The organism is Serratia sp. BIGb0234 (assembly GCF_024809915.1).
Lineage (GTDB): Bacteria > Pseudomonadota > Gammaproteobacteria > Enterobacterales > Enterobacteriaceae > Serratia > Serratia liquefaciens.
The window spans coordinates 102,760-120,830 of the sequence record NZ_JANUEI010000008.1 but is presented as its reverse complement, the minus strand read 5'-3'; the positions used below and the strand labels follow the sequence as shown (position 1 = coordinate 120,830).

General features: G+C 55.1%; 16 protein-coding genes and 2 tRNA genes. 1 reads left to right on the top strand and 17 read right to left on the bottom strand.

Annotated elements, in window-relative coordinates; genetic code table 11:
- Positions 1-3: 3 nt before the first annotated feature.
- Entirely contained in the window at positions 4-1,017 is a 1,014-nt protein-coding gene (locus M2407_RS22625; RefSeq protein WP_170868569.1) for a luciferase-like monooxygenase, read from the top strand.
- An 82-nt stretch (positions 1,018-1,099) separates the two neighbouring features.
- On the opposite strand, the gene yedF is transcribed toward M2407_RS22625, so the two are convergent.
- From yedF to folP, 17 genes are all read right to left on the bottom strand, one after another.
- Positions 1,100-1,339: a sulfurtransferase-like selenium metabolism protein YedF gene (yedF, locus tag M2407_RS22620; RefSeq protein WP_259219913.1), complete on the bottom strand. Its 240-nt coding sequence runs from the start codon at positions 1,337-1,339 to the stop codon at positions 1,100-1,102.
- On the bottom strand, positions 1,336-2,550 hold the full coding sequence (gene yedE, locus M2407_RS22615) for a selenium metabolism membrane protein YedE/FdhT (RefSeq protein ID WP_259219912.1): 1,215 nt from the start codon (positions 2,548-2,550) through the stop codon (positions 1,336-1,338). The genes yedF and yedE overlap by 4 nt, the downstream gene beginning before the upstream one ends.
- A 147-nt stretch (positions 2,551-2,697) precedes the next feature.
- Entirely contained in the window at positions 2,698-4,665 is a 1,968-nt protein-coding gene (locus M2407_RS22610; RefSeq protein ID WP_020824957.1) for a DEAD/DEAH family ATP-dependent RNA helicase, read from the bottom strand.
- A complete protein-coding gene (yrbN, locus tag M2407_RS26340; protein WP_223499600.1) occupies positions 4,655-4,729 on the bottom strand; it encodes a protein YrbN in 75 nt (24 codons plus the stop codon). Before yrbN ends, M2407_RS22610 begins: the two co-directional genes overlap by 11 nt.
- A gap of 122 nt (positions 4,730-4,851) precedes the next feature.
- Positions 4,852-5,736: a lipoprotein NlpI gene (gene nlpI / locus M2407_RS22605; RefSeq protein WP_012004952.1), complete on the bottom strand. Its 885-nt coding sequence runs from the start codon at positions 5,734-5,736 to the stop codon at positions 4,852-4,854.
- A gap of 128 nt (positions 5,737-5,864) precedes the next feature.
- Positions 5,865-7,982, bottom strand: a complete 2,118-nt coding sequence (pnp, locus tag M2407_RS22600; RefSeq protein WP_020824956.1) for a polyribonucleotide nucleotidyltransferase — start codon at positions 7,980-7,982, stop codon at positions 5,865-5,867.
- A 255-nt stretch (positions 7,983-8,237) separates the two neighbouring features.
- On the bottom strand, positions 8,238-8,507 hold the full coding sequence (gene rpsO / locus M2407_RS22595) for a 30S ribosomal protein S15 (protein WP_012004950.1): 270 nt from the start codon (positions 8,505-8,507) through the stop codon (positions 8,238-8,240).
- A gap of 123 nt (positions 8,508-8,630) precedes the next feature.
- Positions 8,631-9,575, bottom strand: coding sequence for a tRNA pseudouridine(55) synthase TruB (truB, locus tag M2407_RS22590; RefSeq protein WP_020824955.1), 945 nt, complete (start codon positions 9,573-9,575; stop codon positions 8,631-8,633).
- Complete coding sequence (gene rbfA / locus M2407_RS22585; RefSeq protein WP_020824954.1) at positions 9,575-9,985, bottom strand: 30S ribosome-binding factor RbfA; 411 nt, start codon at positions 9,983-9,985, stop codon at positions 9,575-9,577. Before rbfA ends, truB begins: the two co-directional genes overlap by 1 nt.
- 68 nt (positions 9,986-10,053) lie before the next feature.
- Complete coding sequence (gene infB, locus M2407_RS22580) at positions 10,054-12,741, bottom strand: translation initiation factor IF-2 (protein ID WP_259219909.1); 2,688 nt, start codon at positions 12,739-12,741, stop codon at positions 10,054-10,056.
- Between the two features lie 24 nt (positions 12,742-12,765).
- Positions 12,766-14,274, bottom strand: a complete 1,509-nt coding sequence (gene nusA / locus M2407_RS22575; protein WP_004952855.1) for a transcription termination factor NusA — start codon at positions 14,272-14,274, stop codon at positions 12,766-12,768.
- 21 nt (positions 14,275-14,295) lie between these two features.
- The gene (gene rimP, locus M2407_RS22570; protein WP_071827073.1) at positions 14,296-14,748 is read right to left on the bottom strand and encodes a ribosome maturation factor RimP; all 453 of its coding nucleotides are present in this window, start codon (positions 14,746-14,748) and stop codon (positions 14,296-14,298) included.
- Between the two features lie 217 nt (positions 14,749-14,965).
- Positions 14,966-15,042: transfer RNA gene (locus M2407_RS22565), tRNA-Met, on the bottom strand.
- A gap of 60 nt (positions 15,043-15,102) precedes the next feature.
- Positions 15,103-15,189: transfer RNA gene (locus M2407_RS22560), tRNA-Leu, on the bottom strand.
- Positions 15,190-15,252: 63 nt separating this feature from the next.
- Positions 15,253-15,588 (bottom strand): preprotein translocase subunit SecG, encoded by a 336-nt coding sequence (gene secG, locus M2407_RS22555; RefSeq protein WP_020824951.1) that lies wholly within the window; start codon positions 15,586-15,588, stop codon positions 15,253-15,255.
- Positions 15,589-15,840: 252 nt separating this feature from the next.
- On the bottom strand, positions 15,841-17,178 hold the full coding sequence (glmM, locus tag M2407_RS22550) for a phosphoglucosamine mutase (protein ID WP_130016090.1): 1,338 nt from the start codon (positions 17,176-17,178) through the stop codon (positions 15,841-15,843).
- Positions 17,179-17,185: 7 nt separating this feature from the next.
- Entirely contained in the window at positions 17,186-18,019 is an 834-nt protein-coding gene (gene folP, locus M2407_RS22545; RefSeq protein ID WP_020824949.1) for a dihydropteroate synthase, read from the bottom strand.
- Positions 18,020-18,071: the final 52 nt, after the last annotated feature.

Below are 18,071 nucleotides of genomic sequence, written 5' to 3'. Positions count from 1 at the left end.
GCCATGACTGAAAAAACTGCGGTACCGGTTTCGGTACTGGATTTATCCCCTATCCCACAAGGGGCCAAACCACGTGATGCGTTTCACGCTTCTTTAGATTTAGCACAACATGCCGAAAAATGGGGTTATCAACGCTATTGGTTGGCAGAGCATCACAACATGACCGGCATCGGCAGTGCCGCCACCTCGGTACTGCTGGGTTATCTGGCCGCGGGTACCCAAACCATTCGCCTTGGTTCCGGTGGCGTGATGCTGCCTAACCATGCGCCGCTGGTGATCGCCGAGCAGTTCGGTACGCTGGAGTCTTTGTACCCCGGGCGTATCGATTTGGGCCTCGGCCGTGCACCCGGTACCGATCAACGCACCATGATGGCACTGCGCCGCCATCTGTCCGGCGAGGTGGATAACTTCCCCCGCGACGTGCAGGAACTGCAACATTACTTCTGCGATGCACAACCGGGCCAGCCGGTTCAGGCGGTACCCGGTCAAGGATTGCATGTCCCTCTCTGGCTGCTCGGTTCCAGTTTGTACAGCGCGCAGTTGGCGGCACAGCTCGGCCTGCCGTTCGCCTTCGCCTCTCACTTTGCACCGGAGATGCTGTTCCAGGCGCTGAAGTTGTATCGTGATAACTTCAAAGCTTCCGAGCAGTGCCAGCAGCCGCATGCGATGGTGTGCGTCAACGTGGTGGCCGCCGACAGCGATGCCGATGCGCGCTTCCTGTTTACGTCGATGCAGCAGCAGTTCATCAACCTGCGTCGTGGTTCGCCAGGCCCACTGCCGGCGCCGGTGGACAATATCCACGCGCTATGGACCGCCGGGGAACAGTACGGGGTTGATCAGGCACTGCGCATGTCGATCATCGGTAACGAAAATACCGTGCGTCACGGGCTGCAAACGTTGCTCAACGAAACCGGTGCGGATGAGATCATGGTTAACGGCCAGATCTTTGACCATCAGGCACGGTTGCATTCGTTTGAGATTGTCGCCGGAGTAAAAGACACGCTGGCGAAAGGGTAAGTCAACGGCGGGCCGCAGGGCAATCATTTCCCTCAACGTCCGCCATGCAAAAATGGGGCAGCACACCGCTGCCCCACGTCGGTTAACGCTGGATAAGATAGCAGATGGTTGGCCCGTCCTGCTGAATATCCAACACTTTGTAACCGTGATTCCGCGCGTCGAGTGGAATGTTGTTGATCGACTGCGGGCAGTCGCTGATCACTTCCAGGATCTCGCCCGGCTTCAACTGTGGCATCGCCTCCAGCGTGGCCACTGCCGGATACGGACAAGGTTCACCCAGCATATCCAACCGATAATCTGGCACTATCGCCGCTTGCTTCATGACACACTCCTCAAATTAACCACCTGCGCATCGGGTTTGGCGCGGAAAAAACGTTTCTCCCACCACAGCATGGCGGCAAACGCTAACGCCAGCAGCAGGTAAGTCACCAGCAGGCCGCCGATCGGCCCGAAAGTATCCAGCAGGTTGATCTTGTCGTAATCTGTGGCCAGCGCCGGGGCCAGGTCATCCCAGTAGTAAGCCAGCAGGGTCGCGCCGATGATGTTACCCAGCCCCACCCACCAATAGTGCACCTGTCCTTCCACCGCACGGTACATCCAGCCGGTTTCACAGCCGCCGGCCAGCACGATGCCGAAACCAAACAGCAGGCCGCCCAGAACCGCATTGGGGCCGGCCCACATGATTTTCGGCGCGACACCCAACTGCACATAGCTGAAAATACCGATGGCGCTCACCGCCATGCCGATAATGATCGCTTTCGCCATGTGGGTACGCCCGGTGATCCATAAATCGCGGAAGGCTGAGGTGAAGCAGATCTGCGCACGCTCAATCAGCAGGCCAAAACCGATACCGAACAGCATGGCGATACCCAGCTTCGGCGCATCGAACAGCGTCCAAAGTGACCAGGCTACCGACAGGCAGAAAATCACCATGCCCAAACGGAAGCGGCGGCGCGCCTGCTCCGGCTTTTGCGTCAACGGGGCGGCGGCTTTTACCTTTTGTAATTTCACCGGGAGGCGGAACATCGGCAGCAGGGTAAATTTGGCGCCAAAGTAGGAGCCAGCAGCGGTCGCCAGTGCGAAGAACCAGGCGTGCAGCGAGAATTGAGGAATACCGGTGAAGAACGCCGCCAGGTTGCAGCCCATCGCCAGACGGGCACCGAAGCCGGCGATAATGCCGCCCAACAGCGCCTGCACAATGCGAATGCGGTGCTGTGGCTGGCGCAGCTTGACGTTATTGGCCCACAGTGCGGCAGCGATACAGCCAGCAAACATGCCGATGATCATCCTGCCGTCGATGCGCTGCAGCGGCGTGCCCTCAAGGCCGATAACCTTGAAGTAGCCCCATTGCTCAGGGTGCAGGCCGAACCACTGCAATACATGGCCACCCCAGCGGGTAAATTCCCCGGTTACCGCCCAGAAGGTACCGGTCAAACCAAAGTAGTAGGTAGAGAGGATCCCTGCGGCAATCACCGCGGGTAAAGGTGCCCAAAAGCGCACCAGGTATTGAGACTTGAACTGCTGCCAACTCATGGCATCTCCCGTGCATAGTATCCATAAGAAAAAACCTTATAAATGATACGCCATTTTGTGCCATTTAACGGTGAATTTCAGGCATAAAAAAACCAGCCCGAAGGCTGGTTTCTTAGTCCGATTAACCGCAAGCGGTCAAATCAGATGTTATGCATCACCGAAACGGCGACGTGGTGCAGCCGGAGCGGCGTCATCACGACGTGGGGCGCGTTGGCCGTCACGGTTGAAGTTACCGCCACGACGTTCGCCACCGTTGCCGGCAGGTGCAGCAGCACCGCCTTCACGACGATCACCGAAAGAACGACGGCCTGGGTTTGCCCCTTCACGACGTTCGCCGTTGAATGGACGACCACCGCCACGACGCTCGCCGTTACCTGCACCAGCACCGCCTTCGCGACGCTCACGACGTTCATGCGGCTGTGCATCGCCCAGCAGTTGCATGTTCATCGGCTTGTTCAGGATACGAGTACGGGTGAAGTGAGACAGGATCTCGCCCGGCATGCCTTTTGGCAGTTCGATGGTCGAGTGACCAGCAAACAGCTTGATGTTACCGATGTAACGGCTGCTGATGTCACCTTCGTTAGCGATCGCGCCAACGATATGACGAACTTCAACGCCGTCATCACGGCCCACTTCAATGCGGTACAGCTGCATTTCGCCAACGTCACGACGCTCGCGACGTGGGCGATCTGCGCCACCATCACGGCTGTCTGGACGTGCGTCACGACGACGGTCGCTGCCGCGGTCGTCACGGTCGTTGAATTCACGACGCTGACGTGGTTTGAACACGGGATCCGGTGGCAAGATCAGAGGACGTTCGCCCTGTGCCATTTTCAGCAGTGCTGCGGCCAGGGTTTCCATTTCCAGCTCTTCTTCCGGCTGCAGTTTAGCCAGCAGTGCGCGGTACATGTCCAGATCGCTGCTTTCCAGCTGTTGCTGTACTTTAGCGGCGAACTTGGCCAGACGACGCTCACCCAGCAGTTCTGCGTTTGGCAGCTCAACTTCTGGAATGGTCAGCTTCATGGTGCGTTCGATGTTGCGCAGCAGGCGGCGTTCGCGGTTTTCTACGAACAGCAGCGCACGGCCGGCACGACCAGCACGGCCGGTACGGCCGATACGGTGAACGTAAGACTCTGAATCCATAGGGATGTCATAGTTTACCACCAGGCTGATACGCTCAACGTCCAGGCCACGAGCAGCAACGTCGGTTGCGATCAGGATATCCAGACGACCATCTTTCAGGCGCTCCAGGGTCTGCTCACGCAGTGCCTGGTTCATGTCGCCGTTCAGTGCTGCGCTGCTGTAACCGCTGCGCTCAAGCGCTTCAGCCACTTCCAGAGTCGCGTTTTTGGTACGAACGAAGATAATCGCCGCATCAAAGTCTTCCGCTTCCAGGAAACGCACCAGCGCTTCGTTTTTACGCATGCCGTGCACAGTCCAGTAGCTCTGGCTGATGTCCGGACGGGTAGTAATGCTGGATTGGATGCGCACTTCCTGCGGCTCTTTCATAAAGCGGCGGGTAATGCGACGGATCGCTTCCGGCATGGTTGCGGAGAACAGCGCGGTCTGATGTTCAGCCGGGATCTCTGCCATGATGGTTTCTACGTCTTCGATAAAGCCCATGCGCAGCATTTCGTCGGCTTCATCCAGCACCAGACCGCTCAGGTTAGAGAGGTTCAGGGTGCCACGCTTCAGGTGGTCCAGCAGACGGCCTGGAGTCCCTACTACGATTTGCGGGCCCTGACGCAGAGCGCGCAGCTGCACGTCATAACGCTGGCCGCCGTACAGGGCCACGACGTTAACGCCATGCATGTGTTTGGAGAAATCAGTCATCGCTTCAGCAACCTGAACCGCCAGTTCGCGGGTCGGTGCCAGCACCAGGATCTGAGGTGCTTTCAGGGAAGCGTCAAGGTTGTGCAGCAGTGGCAGCGAGAATGCTGCAGTTTTACCACTACCGGTCTGTGCCATGCCCAGCACATCACGGCCGTTCAACAGGTGAGGAATACACTCAGCCTGGATCGGTGAAGGTTTTTCATAGCCCAGATCGGTCAGGGCAGAAATGATCGGAGCAGACAGCCCCAGGTCAGCAAAAGAGGTTTCAAGCTCAGTAGTCATGTACACGTGCCTCATTAATAATGGCAGCCAGTCTACATAACTCGTCGAGAAAATTTTCAGTCATTTTCATTGAAAAGTGTGAACCGGCTCAAATTAGATTATAAAACGAACAAAAAAGCCCTCGCCCGTTAAGACGATAACTTTGGCAAAAAACCAATGTATATCAGGCTGATAGTTGTTCGTCAGCTATTGCTGGTCCGATTCCGATAGGTCGTCTTGTTCTTGGCCTAACAGCGCCAATTCCAACAATGCATAGCGGTGCTCAACGAAGTTATGAACGTTGTTAGCGACCGTCAGTTTGAACAGCGCCGAAGCGGTGTCCTTGTCCCCCAGACTTAGGTAATGCTTACCTAAATAGAAGTCAGTTTCACTGAGATGCTCAGCGAGCGAAGTGTTATCCGTTGCATCTGCCTTGAGCCTTTCCATCAGCGTTTTTTCACTGATGTTGCCCAGGTAGAATTCGACAATATTCCATCCCCATTGCCCTCGGTTCGCTTTGTCATAACGCTGCTGGAGCGCTACGTCAGCCTTCTTGGGATCGATTTCTCTTTCCACCAGATAAAGCCACAACGAACGGAAGGGATCGTTTGGGTCGTCTTGATAAAACGCCTGCAGATCATCCTGCGCCAACGGGAAGCGGCCGCCATAATACAGTGCGATGCCCCGGTTTAAACGCGCGTAATTGTAAGTTGGATCAAGCTCTAGTACAGAATCAAACGCTTCATAGGCAGCATCAAAATTGCCTGCCTGCGTTAAGTAAATGCCCAGGTAGTTGAAAACTTCTGGCATATCAGGACGTATCGCCAGCGCTTGCGAGAAATCATTGCGCGCCAGTGCACGTAGCCCGAGGCTATCATACAGCACACCGCGCTCATATAAAAGCTGCGCACGCTCATCGTCCGTCAGTGCCCGGCTGGCAAGTATTTGTTCCATGCGCGCCAGGATCACTTCCTGCTGCAGAGTTGGCTGCAACGGGATCGCCAAAACTTCGTCTTTACGCCAATCATGGTTGCTGCATCCTGCCAGCATGAGTGCTGTCGCAACGTAACACCAGCGCAAGAAAGGCTTCATTTCCCACTCCCGAAGACAAACATTGGATGAACATCCTTTCATCCGTTTGCTAATACGCAAGCATCCTACCCGCGCGATACGAACAGCTCCCAACCCCATGGCCGGGAGCTGTAAATCTATCTATACAGTTATTCTGCTTCAGGCGCAGGTGAACCTGCTTCTGGTGCGGTCGCTTCTTTGATGCTCAGACGCACGCGGCCCTGACGGTCAACTTCCAGTACCTTAACCGGTACTTCCTGACCCATCTGCAGATAGTCGGTCACTTTCTCAACGCGCTTGTCTGCGATTTGAGAGATGTGCACCAGGCCTTCTTTACCACCACCGATCGCCACGAATGCGCCGAAATCAACGATACGGGTAACTTTACCCTGGTAAATACGGCCCACTTCGATCTCGGCAGTGATCTCTTCGATGCGGCGAATAGCGAATTTCGCTTTCTCACCGTCGGTAGCAGCGATTTTCACTGTACCATCATCTTCGATTTCGATGGTAGTGCCGGTCTCTTCGGTCAACGCACGGATGACAGAGCCGCCTTTACCAATCACGTCTTTGATCTTGTCCGGGTTGATTCGGATAGTGTGAATACGTGGTGCGAACTGAGAGATATCGCCGCGCGGAGTGCTGATAGCCTGTTCCATCACGCCCAGGATGTGCAGACGCGCGCCCTTGGCCTGGTTCAGTGCAACCTGCATGATTTCGCGGGTGATGCCTTCAATTTTAATGTCCATCTGCAGCGCGGTAATACCGTCACGGCTACCCGCTACTTTGAAGTCCATGTCGCCCAGGTGATCTTCGTCACCCAGAATGTCGGACAGAACCACAAAGTTGTCTTGTTCTTTCACCAGGCCCATTGCGATACCCGCAACGGCGGCTTTGATTGGCACACCAGCGTCCATCAGCGCCAGAGAAGCGCCACAGACTGAAGCCATGGAAGAAGAACCGTTAGATTCGGTGATTTCGGAAACCACACGCACCGTGTACGGGAAATCTTCTGCTTTAGGCATCATAGCCAATACGCCGCGTTTCGCCAGGCGACCGTGACCAATTTCACGACGTTTAGGCGAACCTACCATCCCGGTCTCACCAACGGAGTACGGAGGGAAGTTGTAGTGGAACAGGAAGCTGTCGGTCTTCTCGCCCATCAGCTCATCCAGGTTCTGCGCATCACGTGCGGTACCCAGAGTTGCAGTAACCAGAGCCTGAGTTTCACCACGGGTGAACAGTGCGGAACCGTGGGTACGCGGCAGTACGCCGGTGCGCACGTCCAGACCACGGATCATGTCTTTTTCACGGCCGTCGATACGCGGCTCGCCACGCAGCACGCGGCTACGAACGACGTTTTTCTCAACGCTGCCCAGGATGTCCTGAATTTCAGACGCGTCCAGGGTTTCGTCCTGTGCCAACAGGGTTTCAACAACGCTGTTCTTGATCGCATCTACCTGAGCGTAACGCTCTTGTTTTTCGGTGATGTGATAAGCGTCGCCCAGGCGGCCTTCAGCCAGTTCAGCAACGCGCGCGTGCAGCGCTTCGTTGACTGCAGGTGCCTGCCAATCCCACTTAGGCTTGCCGGCTTCGGCAACCAGGGAATTGATGTTCTCGATAACGATCTGCTGTTGCTCGTGGCCAAAGACCACCGCGCCCAGCATTTGATCTTCGCTCAGAACGTCAGCTTCGGATTCAACCATCAGCACTGCGCCTGCGGTACCGGCAACCACCAAGTCCAGGCTGCTTTCTTTCAGCTCGTCAGTCGTTGGGTTCAGCACGTACTGGCTGTTGATGTAACCCACGCGAGCAGCACCGATTGGGCCATTGAACGGAATACCGGACAGGCTCAGGGCTGCAGAGGCACCGATCATCGCAACGATGTCCGGGTTAACCTGCGGGTTTACGGAAACAACGGTCGCGATCACCTGAACTTCGTTCAGGAAGCTGTCCGGGAACAGTGGACGGATCGGACGGTCAATCAGACGGGAAGTCAGAGTTTCGCCTTCGCTCGGACGGCCTTCACGACGGAAGAAGCTGCCCGGGATACGACCAGCAGCGTAGGTACGCTCCTGATAGTTAACGGTCAGTGGGAAGAAGCTCTGGCCTGGTTTGGCTTTTTTCTGGCCAACTACGGTAACGAATACGGCGGTGTCATCCATGCTCACCATCACGGCGGCGGTGGCTTGACGAGCCATCATACCGGTCTCAATAGTGACGGTATGCTGGCCATACTGGAATTTGCGAATGATCGGTGTCAGCAAAATTATATCCTTAGATTAGGCGCGCAATCGTATTGACGACTCGACACGCCATTGACTCGATTTGCCTTCTCACTACATCCTCGCGACTAATGACAATCCTTATCTCAAGCCTGAGACAAAGCCTCTCATTAGCCGCGCGAACCTCTGTAATGGAAGATCCTGTTTGGAAACATCAGTAATACATTAACCTGATTTGCTTATGCTTCCTAGAAGAAAGGGGCCCAAATAGGCCCCTTTCCACTGAAACTCGCTAGATTAGCGACGCAGACCCAGACGCTCGATCAGGCTGGTGTAACGTGCTACATCTTTACGCTTCAGGTAGTCCAGCAGCTTACGACGCTGAGAAACCATACGCAGCAGACCACGACGGCTGTGGTGATCTTTTTTGTGCTCTGAGAAGTGGCCTTGCAGATGGTTGATCTGCGCAGTCAACAGGGCAACCTGAACTTCGGAAGAACCGCTGTCGTTAGTACCACGACCGAAATCAGCTACGATTTTAGCTTTAGCTTCAACACTTAGAGACATTGTAATACTCCAGATTATAGATAATAAATACAGGCGCCGATCTCTAATTCAGCAACCCAATGCATAAGCTGCGCCATTCTACCCTTAGCGCAGTGCGATCGCAAGGCAGTGCGTTTTCTGCCCTCAGTCGAAATATTCGACGACCAGGCGGCGCGGCGCCACACGACCGTCATCGGCGATATCACCCACGCCGATAAATTTACGCTCTTCACCTTCGGTGATACGTACCATGCCCGACGCCGGCGCACCGGCAACCTGTACGGGCTGCCCCTGCTTAACGTATCCCGCGACTACCGGCAGCAAATTCACTTCCGGGTAGTTCTCCACCGGGCTGTCCATCGGCATCAGCAGAGGATCGAGCAGCTCGCCTGGCGCGACTTCCTGTGCCTGTGCCTGCTCCAGCAATTCGTTCAGCTGTTCCAGCGTGACCATCCTTTCGATCGGATAGGTCGCCACCTGCAGACGACGCAGGTAGATCACGTGTGCGCCACACCCCAGCAGCTCACCGAGGTCGTCGGTAATGGTGCGGATGTAGGTGCCTTTCGAACAGTGAATTTCCAGCTCCAGTTCGTCCCCTTCCCAGCGGATAAACTGCAGATCGTAAACGGTGATGCTGCGTGCTTCGCGCGGAACTTCGATACCTTGACGAGCATACTCATAGAGTTTCTTGCCCTGGTACTTCAGCGCCGAATACATCGAAGGCACCTGCTTGATATCGCCGCGGAAGCTGTCCAGCGCCGCATCGAGCTGCGCCTGGGTGAAGTTCACCGGACGTTCCTGCACAATCTGGCCGTCGGCGTCCGAAGTATCGGTGCGCTGACCCAGTCGAGCAATAACGCGATAGCGTTTGTCGGAGTCGAGCAGGAACTGTGAGAACTTGGTCGCCTCACCGAGGCAAATCGGCAGCATGCCGGTCGCCAGCGGGTCGAGCGCGCCGGTGTGTCCCGCGCGGTTGGCGTTATAGAGGCGTTTTACTTTTTGCAGGGCGTCGTTAGACGACAGGCCCTGCGGTTTGTCCAGCAACAGGACGCCGTGGATATCACGGCCGCGGCGACGAGGGCGACTCATTAAGCCTCCTCGTCATCGCCTGATGCGGAACGGCGTTCGGCGTCGTTCTTCACTACGTTAGTCACCAGGTTGGACATGCGCATGCCTTCAACCAGAGAGTTGTCGTAAGCGAAGGTCAGCTCAGGTACTACACGCAGACGCATGGCTTTGCCCAGCAATGTGCGGATGTAGCCCGAAGCGTCTTGCAGCGCTTTGATACCGTTTGGCACCAGTTCCGGATCCGGGTTTTCGGTCAACACGTTCAGGAAGGTGACATAAACTTTGGCATAGGCCAAATCGCGAGAAACTTCTACACCAGAAACGGTAGCCATGCCGATACGCGGATCTTTGACTTCACGCTGCAGAATGATAGCAATCTCTTTTTGCATCTCTTGTGCCACGCGCTGACCGCGGCTGAATTCTTTTGCCATTATGGATTCTCCAGACAAATCGGGGGGCACAAGGCCCCCCAGAAAAGACTTAAGCAGATGTGCTAGCGTTAAGCGATGGTACGTTGGATCTCGATGATTTCGAAGACTTCGATCATGTCGCCGACGCGCACGTCGTTGTAGTTCTTAACGCCGATACCACATTCCATGCCGTTACGGACTTCGTTAACGTCATCTTTGAAGCGGCGCAGGGATTCCAGCTCGCCTTCATAGATAACCACGTTGTCGCGCAGAACGCGGATTGGGTTGTGACGCTTGATGTTACCTTCGGTAACCATACAACCGGCAATAGCACCGAATTTAGGTGATTTGAACACGTCACGCACTTCGGCCAGACCGATGATCTGCTGCTTGTACTCAGGCGCCAACATACCGCTCATCGCCTGCTTCACTTCGTCGATCAAGTTATAGATCACGGAGTAGTAACGCAGATCCAGGCTTTCTGCTTCAATCACGCGGCGCGCAGAAGCGTCGGCACGGACGTTGAAGCCCAGGATGATGGCGTTGGAAGCGGCTGCCAGCGTTGCGTCGGTTTCAGTGATACCACCTACGCCAGAACCAACAATCTTCACTTTCACTTCGTCGGTAGAGAGTTTCAACAGTGAATCCATGATGGCTTCACAAGAACCCTGTACGTCGGATTTCAGTACGATGTTCAGCTCAGAAACTTCACCGTCGGTCATGTTCGCAAACATGTTTTCCAGTTTAGATTTCTGCTGACGCGCCAGTTTAACTTCGCGGAACTTGCCTTGACGGTACAGCGCAACTTCACGCGCTTTCTTCTCGTCACGCACAACGGTCGCTTCATCACCGGCGGCAGGAACGCTGGACAGGCCCAGGATCTCAACCGGAATAGAAGGACCCGCAGAGGTCACTTCGCGACCCAGTTCGTCACGCATCGCACGCACGCGGCCGTATTCGAAGCCACATAGAACGATATCGCCTTTGTTCAGCGTACCTTCCTGTACCAACACGGTAGCAACCGGACCACGACCTTTATCCAGGAAGGATTCGATAACTACGCCGCTGGCCATGCCGCTGCGTACTGCTTTCAGTTCGAGAACTTCGGACTGCAGCAGGATAGCGTTCAGCAGTTCGTCGATACCGGTACCGGCTTTCGCAGATACGTGAACGAACTGAGCTTCGCCGCCCCACTCTTCCGGCATAACGCCGTACTGGGACAGTTCTTGCTTAACGCGATCCGGATCGGCTTCCGGCTTGTCAATTTTGTTCACTGCAACCACCAACGGTACCTGCGCTGCTTTCGCATGCTGGATAGCTTCGATGGTTTGCGGCATTACGCCGTCGTCGGCAGCAACAACCAGAACAACGATGTCAGTCGCCTGAGCACCACGGGCACGCATTGAAGTAAAGGCTGCGTGGCCTGGGGTATCCAGGAAGGTGATCATGCCGTTGTCGGTTTCTACGTGGTAAGCACCGATATGCTGGGTAATACCGCCGGCCTCGCCTGCTGCCACCTTGGTGGAGCGGATGTAGTCCAGCAAAGAAGTTTTACCGTGGTCGACGTGGCCCATGATGGTCACAACTGGCGCACGTGGCTCAGCCGCTGCACCGGTATCACGATCGCTCATCAGCGCTTCTTCCAGCTCGTTCTCACGACGCAGGATAACTTTGTGGCCCATCTCTTCGGCAACCAGCTGCGCGGTTTCCTGATCGATGACCTGGTTGATGGTGGCCATTGCGCCCAGCTTCATCATCGCTTTGATGACCTGAGAGCCTTTAACCGCCATTTTGTTAGCCAGTTCGGCTACGGTGATGGTTTCGCCGATAATAACGTCGCGGTTAACCACCTGAGCCGGCTTGTTGAAGCCCTGCTGCAGAGTGCTTGGCTTACGCTTGCCTTTACCGCCACGGGTAACGGCGCGCGCTTCTTCACGGTCTGCTTTAGACTCGGAAAGCTTGTTGCCTTTCTTCTGCTTGGTCGCTTTACCGCCACGGGTGCGGCTGCGGCGTTCGCCTTCAACTTTAGCGTCGTTTTCGTCTTCAGCGGCACGGGCGTGCTGAGAGGTAGTCACGTGGTAATCGGCTGTTTCAACCGCAGCGCTTGCTGCTTCAGCTTCGGCCCACTTCTCACCGTTCTCTTCTGCCATGCGGCGAGCTTCTTCCGCTACGCGTTTGGCGTCTTCTTCGACCTTACGGCGCACTTCCTCTTCCGCTTTACGTTTCAGTTCAGCGGCTTCGGCTTCACGGCGTGCTTTTTCTGCCTGAGCTGGCTTGGTCATTTCGTCGGTATGTTGATTCGTCACTTTTTCTTTTTCCGCTGAATTACGCTTAGCAATCTCCGCGGCCTCACGTTTGGCTTGCTCTTCGGCTGCGCGCTTCGCTTCTGCTTCGCGTTTCGCTAGCTCTTCCGCTTCGCGCTGTGCCTGCTCTTCCGCTTCACGCTGTGCCTGCTCTGCCGCTTCAGCCTGTTGGGCTTCTGGCGTATCGCGATTTACATAAGTGCGTTTCTTGCGGACCTCAATTTGCACCGATTTACTTTTACCGCCGGTGCTCGGAATATTCAAGGTGCTGCGCGTTTTGCGCAGCAACGTGAGCTTACCAGGCGCGCTACCGTGTTCACGGTTCAGGTGCGCCAGTAAGGCTTCTTTCTCATGTTGGGTTACAGAGTCTGTCTCAGACTTGTTAATCCCTGCATCAGCAAACTGCTGTACCAGGCGATCAACTGGAGTCTGAATCTCTGCTGCCAGCGATTTTACGGTTACATCTGTCGTCATGCTGTTCCTTCCTGCTACAGTTTATTACGCGTTGTCGCCAAACCAACAGATATTACGTGCGGCCATAATCAGCTCGCCGGCTTGCTCATCGCTAAGCCCTTCAATATCAGCCAGATCGTCAACACCCTGCTCGGCAAGATCTTCCAGCGTACAAACCCCACGCGCGGCCAGTTTAAAGGCCATGCTGCGCTCAAGACCCGGAAGGTTGAGCAAATCGTCAGCAGGTTTTTGGTCGCCCAGGCTTTCTTCTTGGGCCAGGGCCAGCGTGGTCAATGCAGCTTTGGCGCGATCGCGCAACGCTTCAACCATATCTTCATCCAGACCGTCGATTTCCAGCAGCTCTTTGATTGGCACGTAAGCCAATTCTTCCAGCGTAGAGAAGCCTTCTTCAACCAGTACGGTGGCGAAATCTTCGTCGATATCAAGATACTTGGTGAAGGTATCAATGGCGGCATGAGCTTCGGCCTGGTGCTTGGCCTGCAGATCGTCCGCCGTCATCACGTTCAGTTCCCAACGGTCGTCGTCACGGTGTTGTTTTAACAGCTGGGATGCCAAACGCACGTTTTGGCCATTACGGCCGATCGCCTGTGCCAGATTGCTGGCTTCAACGGCGATATCCATAGTGCAATTATCTTCATCAACCACGATCGAGGCAACGTCTGCCGGCGCCATGGCGTTGATGACGAACTGCGCAGGGTTATCATCCCACAGGATGATGTCGATACGTTCACCGCCGAGCTCGCTCGAAACGGCCTGAACGCGCGCACCGCGCATACCTACGCAAGCGCCGACCGGGTCGATGCGTTTGTCGTTGGTTTTCACTGCAATTTTCGCACGGGAGCCTGGATCGCGGGCTGCCGCTTTAATTTCAATCACTTCTTCGCCGATTTCCGGTACTTCGATGCGGAACAGTTCTTTCAGCATCTCGGCGCTGGAGCGGCTGACGAACAGCTGGGCACCACGGGCTTCGGGACGAACGGCGTACAGGATGCCGCGGATGCGGTCGCCTGGACGGAAGTTTTCGCGCGGCAGCATGTCTTCACGGCCAATTACCGCTTCGGCGTTGCTGCCCAGATCCAGCGCGATGCTGTCACGGTTAACTTTCTTCACCACGCCGGTGACGATTTCACCTTCGTGCTGACGGAAAGCATCAACGACCATAGCGCGCTCGGCTTCACGTACTTTCTGTACGATAACCTGCTTCGCGGTTTGAGTGGTGATACGGTCGAAGGTCACAGATTCAATCTGATCTTCAATGTAACCGCCCAGCTCGATGCCTGGCTCTTCATACTGCGCAGCTTCCAGCGTGATTTCACGCGTTGGCTGAGTCACTTCATCTACGGCGACCCAACGGCGGAAGGTATCGAAATCGCCAGTTTTGCGGTCAATGCTGACGCGAACTTCGATTTCCTGCTCGTATTTTTTCTTGGTGGCGGTGGCTAATGCGGTTTCCAGCGCTTCGAAAATCTTCTCACGCGGAAGGGATTTTTCATTGGAAACAGCTTCAACAACAGCCAGAATCTCTTTATTCATCCTAGTTGCCTCATCCAAACTTTAAAAGTGGGGTACCAGGTTCGCTTTCTGGATATTGCTCAGCGCGAACACTTCATCTTTCCCTTCCACAGTAACCGTGATCATCTCGCCATCGACAGACTTGATAATGCCCTGCCATTTGCGACGGTTCTGTACGGCCATGCGCAGGACCAAGCTGACTTCATCACCGAGGAAACGAGTATAGTGTTCGGCGGTGAACATCGGGCGATCAAGGCCAGGAGAGGAGACTTCCAAGTTGTAAGCGACTGTGATTGGCTCTTCGACGTCCAATACAGCGCTGACCTGGTGGCTGACATCAGCGCAATCGTCAACATTGATGCCGTTTTCACTGTCAATATAGATACGGAGCGTCGATTGGCGCGCACGAATAAATTCGATGCCTACAAGTTCAAAGCCCAACGCTTCTACCGGTGCCGAAAGCATCTCTGTTAATTTTTGCTCTAATGTGGACAAGCCCACCCCCAAGACATAAAAAAAGGGCCTAATAGCCCAGTGATTCTGTTGCCAAATAACAAAAAACCCCGAAAATTCGGGGCTTTATGCAACTGGACCCTGTTTGCCGCTAAGCGGCTTCGGTGCAACTTTCTAACAAGTGTCATTTTCAAATGTTGATCGAGAAAAGCGGAATTCAATCGAAAAGTGTATTTGAAAATAAACACTTAAAGGAAAGTGGTTGCGGGGGCCGGATTTGAACCGACGACCTTCGGGTTATGAGCCCGACGAGCTACCAGGCTGCTCCACCCCGCGTCCGAAAACGTGGCAAATATTACGCCGATAATCGCAAAATTGCAAGTTATCTCTGGGATTTGGTACCGAGGATGGGACTCGAACCCACAAGCCCGTTAGGGCACTACCACCTCAAGGTAGCGTGTCTACCAATTCCACCACCTCGGTACTGATTCTTACTGCTAACGGCCGTTATTTTAATGAGGTAATAACAACCGTTTTCAAACTCTGTTACTGCGGGATATCGCTGCTCGGCTTGGTTGGTGCTGCCGGCGCGGTAGTCTGCTCAGATTTCACTGGCTGACCCAGGTTTTCCCACTCGCTGCCTTTCTTGCTCTGGTTGGTGCTCAGGTTGCCCAGGATCAGACTGATGACGAAGAACAGCGTCGCCAGCACAGCCGTCATGCGGGTCATGAAGTTACCGGAACCGCTCGAACCGAACAATGTGCCAGAAGCACCTGCTCCGAATGAGGCTCCCATATCAGCGCCTTTACCTTGCTGCAGCATAATCAGAGCAACCAGCCCGATTGAGATCAGCAGGAAAATTACCAGAAGAGCTTCGTACATAGTTGTACCCGTATCCTTGCGGCTTCACCGCGTGCCAAATGCTTCACACCCCAAAGGCTTCTAATTCTATTAAGAAGTCGCAGGCGTTATATCAAACTGCCCACTGAAGCGGGTGTGAATACTAACCAAAGGCGCCAAACCACGCAAGGGCAATTTGCAGCCACCGGCGCGTTTGCGGAAAAAAACGCCAATAAAATTCGCAGGCTGTGATTTCCGAGGGCAGCGGTTGCCCCCGGACCGATCAAAAAAGCGTTAGCCCGCAGATTTCACCGCGTCGGCAATGCGATGTGCCAATGCCGTCACTTGCTGCTCGTCCTCGCCTTCCACCATCACGCGGATCAGCGGTTCGGTACCGGATTTACGTAGCAGCACGCGGCCGCGGCCGGCCAGTTCAGCCTCGACCTGCTCGGTGATTTTACGCACCTCGTCGGATTCCAGTGGGTTGTGTTCACCGACAAAGCGCACATTGACCAGGATCTGCGGCAGTAATTTCATGCCGCTACACAGGTCGTGCAGGCTCATGTTGTTGCGGACCATCGCCGTCAGTACCTGCAGACCGGCAACGATGCCGTCACCGGTGGTAGTTTTATCCAGCAGGATTACATGGCCGGAGTTTTCCGCACCAATGCGCCATCCCAGTTCCTGCAGCTTCTCAAGTACGTAACGGTCACCGACTTTGGCGCGAGCGAAGGGAATGCCCAGTTGCTTAAGTGCCAGTTCGAGCCCCATGTTGCTCATCAGCGTGCCTACCGCACCACCGCGCAATTGGCCCTGACGCAATCCTTCACGGGCAATGATGTAAAGGATCTGGTCGCCGTCGACCTTGTGGCCAAGGTGATCAACCATCATCACCCGGTCACCGTCACCGTCAAATGCCAGACCGACGTGCGCTTTCTCCTGCAGCACGCGCTCTTGCAGTTGGCGAACGTCTGTTGCACCGCATTTTTCATTGATGTTCATGCCGTCCGGTTCAACGCCGATGGCAATCACCGTGGCACCCAGTTCACGCAGCACGCTCGGCGCAATGTGATAGGTCGCGCCGTTGGCGCAGTCCACCACAATTTTCAGGCCTTTCAGGCTCAGTTCGCTCGGGAAGGTGCCTTTACAGAATTCGATGTAACGGCCGGCGGCATCGATGATCCGGCTCGCTTTACCCAGTTCGGAAGATTCTACGCAGGTCAGCGGTTTTTCCATTTCGGCTTCAATGGCTTCTTCCACATGGTCCGGCAGCTTCGCGCCATCAATGGAGAAGAATTTAATGCCGTTGTCGTAAAAAGGGTTATGAGAAGCCGAGATTACAATACCGGCTTCCGCACGGAAGGTACGTGTCAAATAGGCTACCGCCGGCGTCGGCATTGGCCCCGTGAAGGAAGCAGACAGCCCCGCCGCGGCAAGACCGGCTTCCAATGCCGACTCAAGCATGTAACCTGAGATACGGGTGTCTTTGCCGATAATAATTTTACGAGAACCGTGGCGTGCCAGCACCTTGCCCGCCGCCCAGCCCAGTTTCAGAACGAAATCAGGGGTAATAGGACTCTCACCGACCTTGCCACGAATACCGTCGGTACCAAAATATTTGCGCTCGCTCATGTCTCTATCATCCCTTAGCTGAAATGGTTGCCTCGACGACACGCATCGCCTCGACGGTTTCTTTAACGTCATGCACTCTGACAATCTGCGCTCCCTGCATGGCGGCGATAACCGCACAGGCTACGCTGCCGATAACCCGCTGATCAGGGGGGACATTCAGCAGTTGCCCAATCATCGACTTACGCGACATTCCCACCAAAAGCGGCAGGCCGAAGTGATGAAACTCAGACAATCTGGCCAGAAGCTGATAATTGTGCGCTAAATTCTTACCGAAACCGAACCCGGGGTCGAGCAGCAATTTCTGATTTGTAATACCGGCGGCATTACAGCGTTCGATATGATGCTGAAAAAAGGCGTTCACATCGCCAATAAGATCGTCGTAGTGCGGTGCCTGCTGCATGGTTCGTGGCTCGCCCTGCATGTGCATCAGGCACACTGGCAACCCGCTTTCCGCCGCAGCGGCCAATGCGCCCGGCTCCTGCAATGAGCGAACGTCGTTGATCAGGTGCGCACCGGCCTGAGCCGACTCGCGGATCACCCCCGCTTTCGAAGTATCCACCGAGATAAAAACTTCAAAACGCCGGGCAATGGCTTCAACGACGGGGACTACGCGCGCGATCTCTTCGTCTTCGCTGACCTCAGCCGCTCCCGGTCTGGTCGACTCGCCGCCCACATCAATCATGGTCGCACCGGCCGAAATCAGCGCATGCGCGTGCAGCAAAGCCTGATTGAGCTGGTTGTGTTGGCCGCCGTCAGAAAAAGAATCCGGGGTCACGTTGAGGATCCCCATCACCCGCGGATGGGAAAGATCGAGAGTCATGTCTCGCACGGTTAACTGCATTGCTAATCCACCTTACTGTTGCCTGGTCCACTGCCCGCCGGGCAATAAAAAA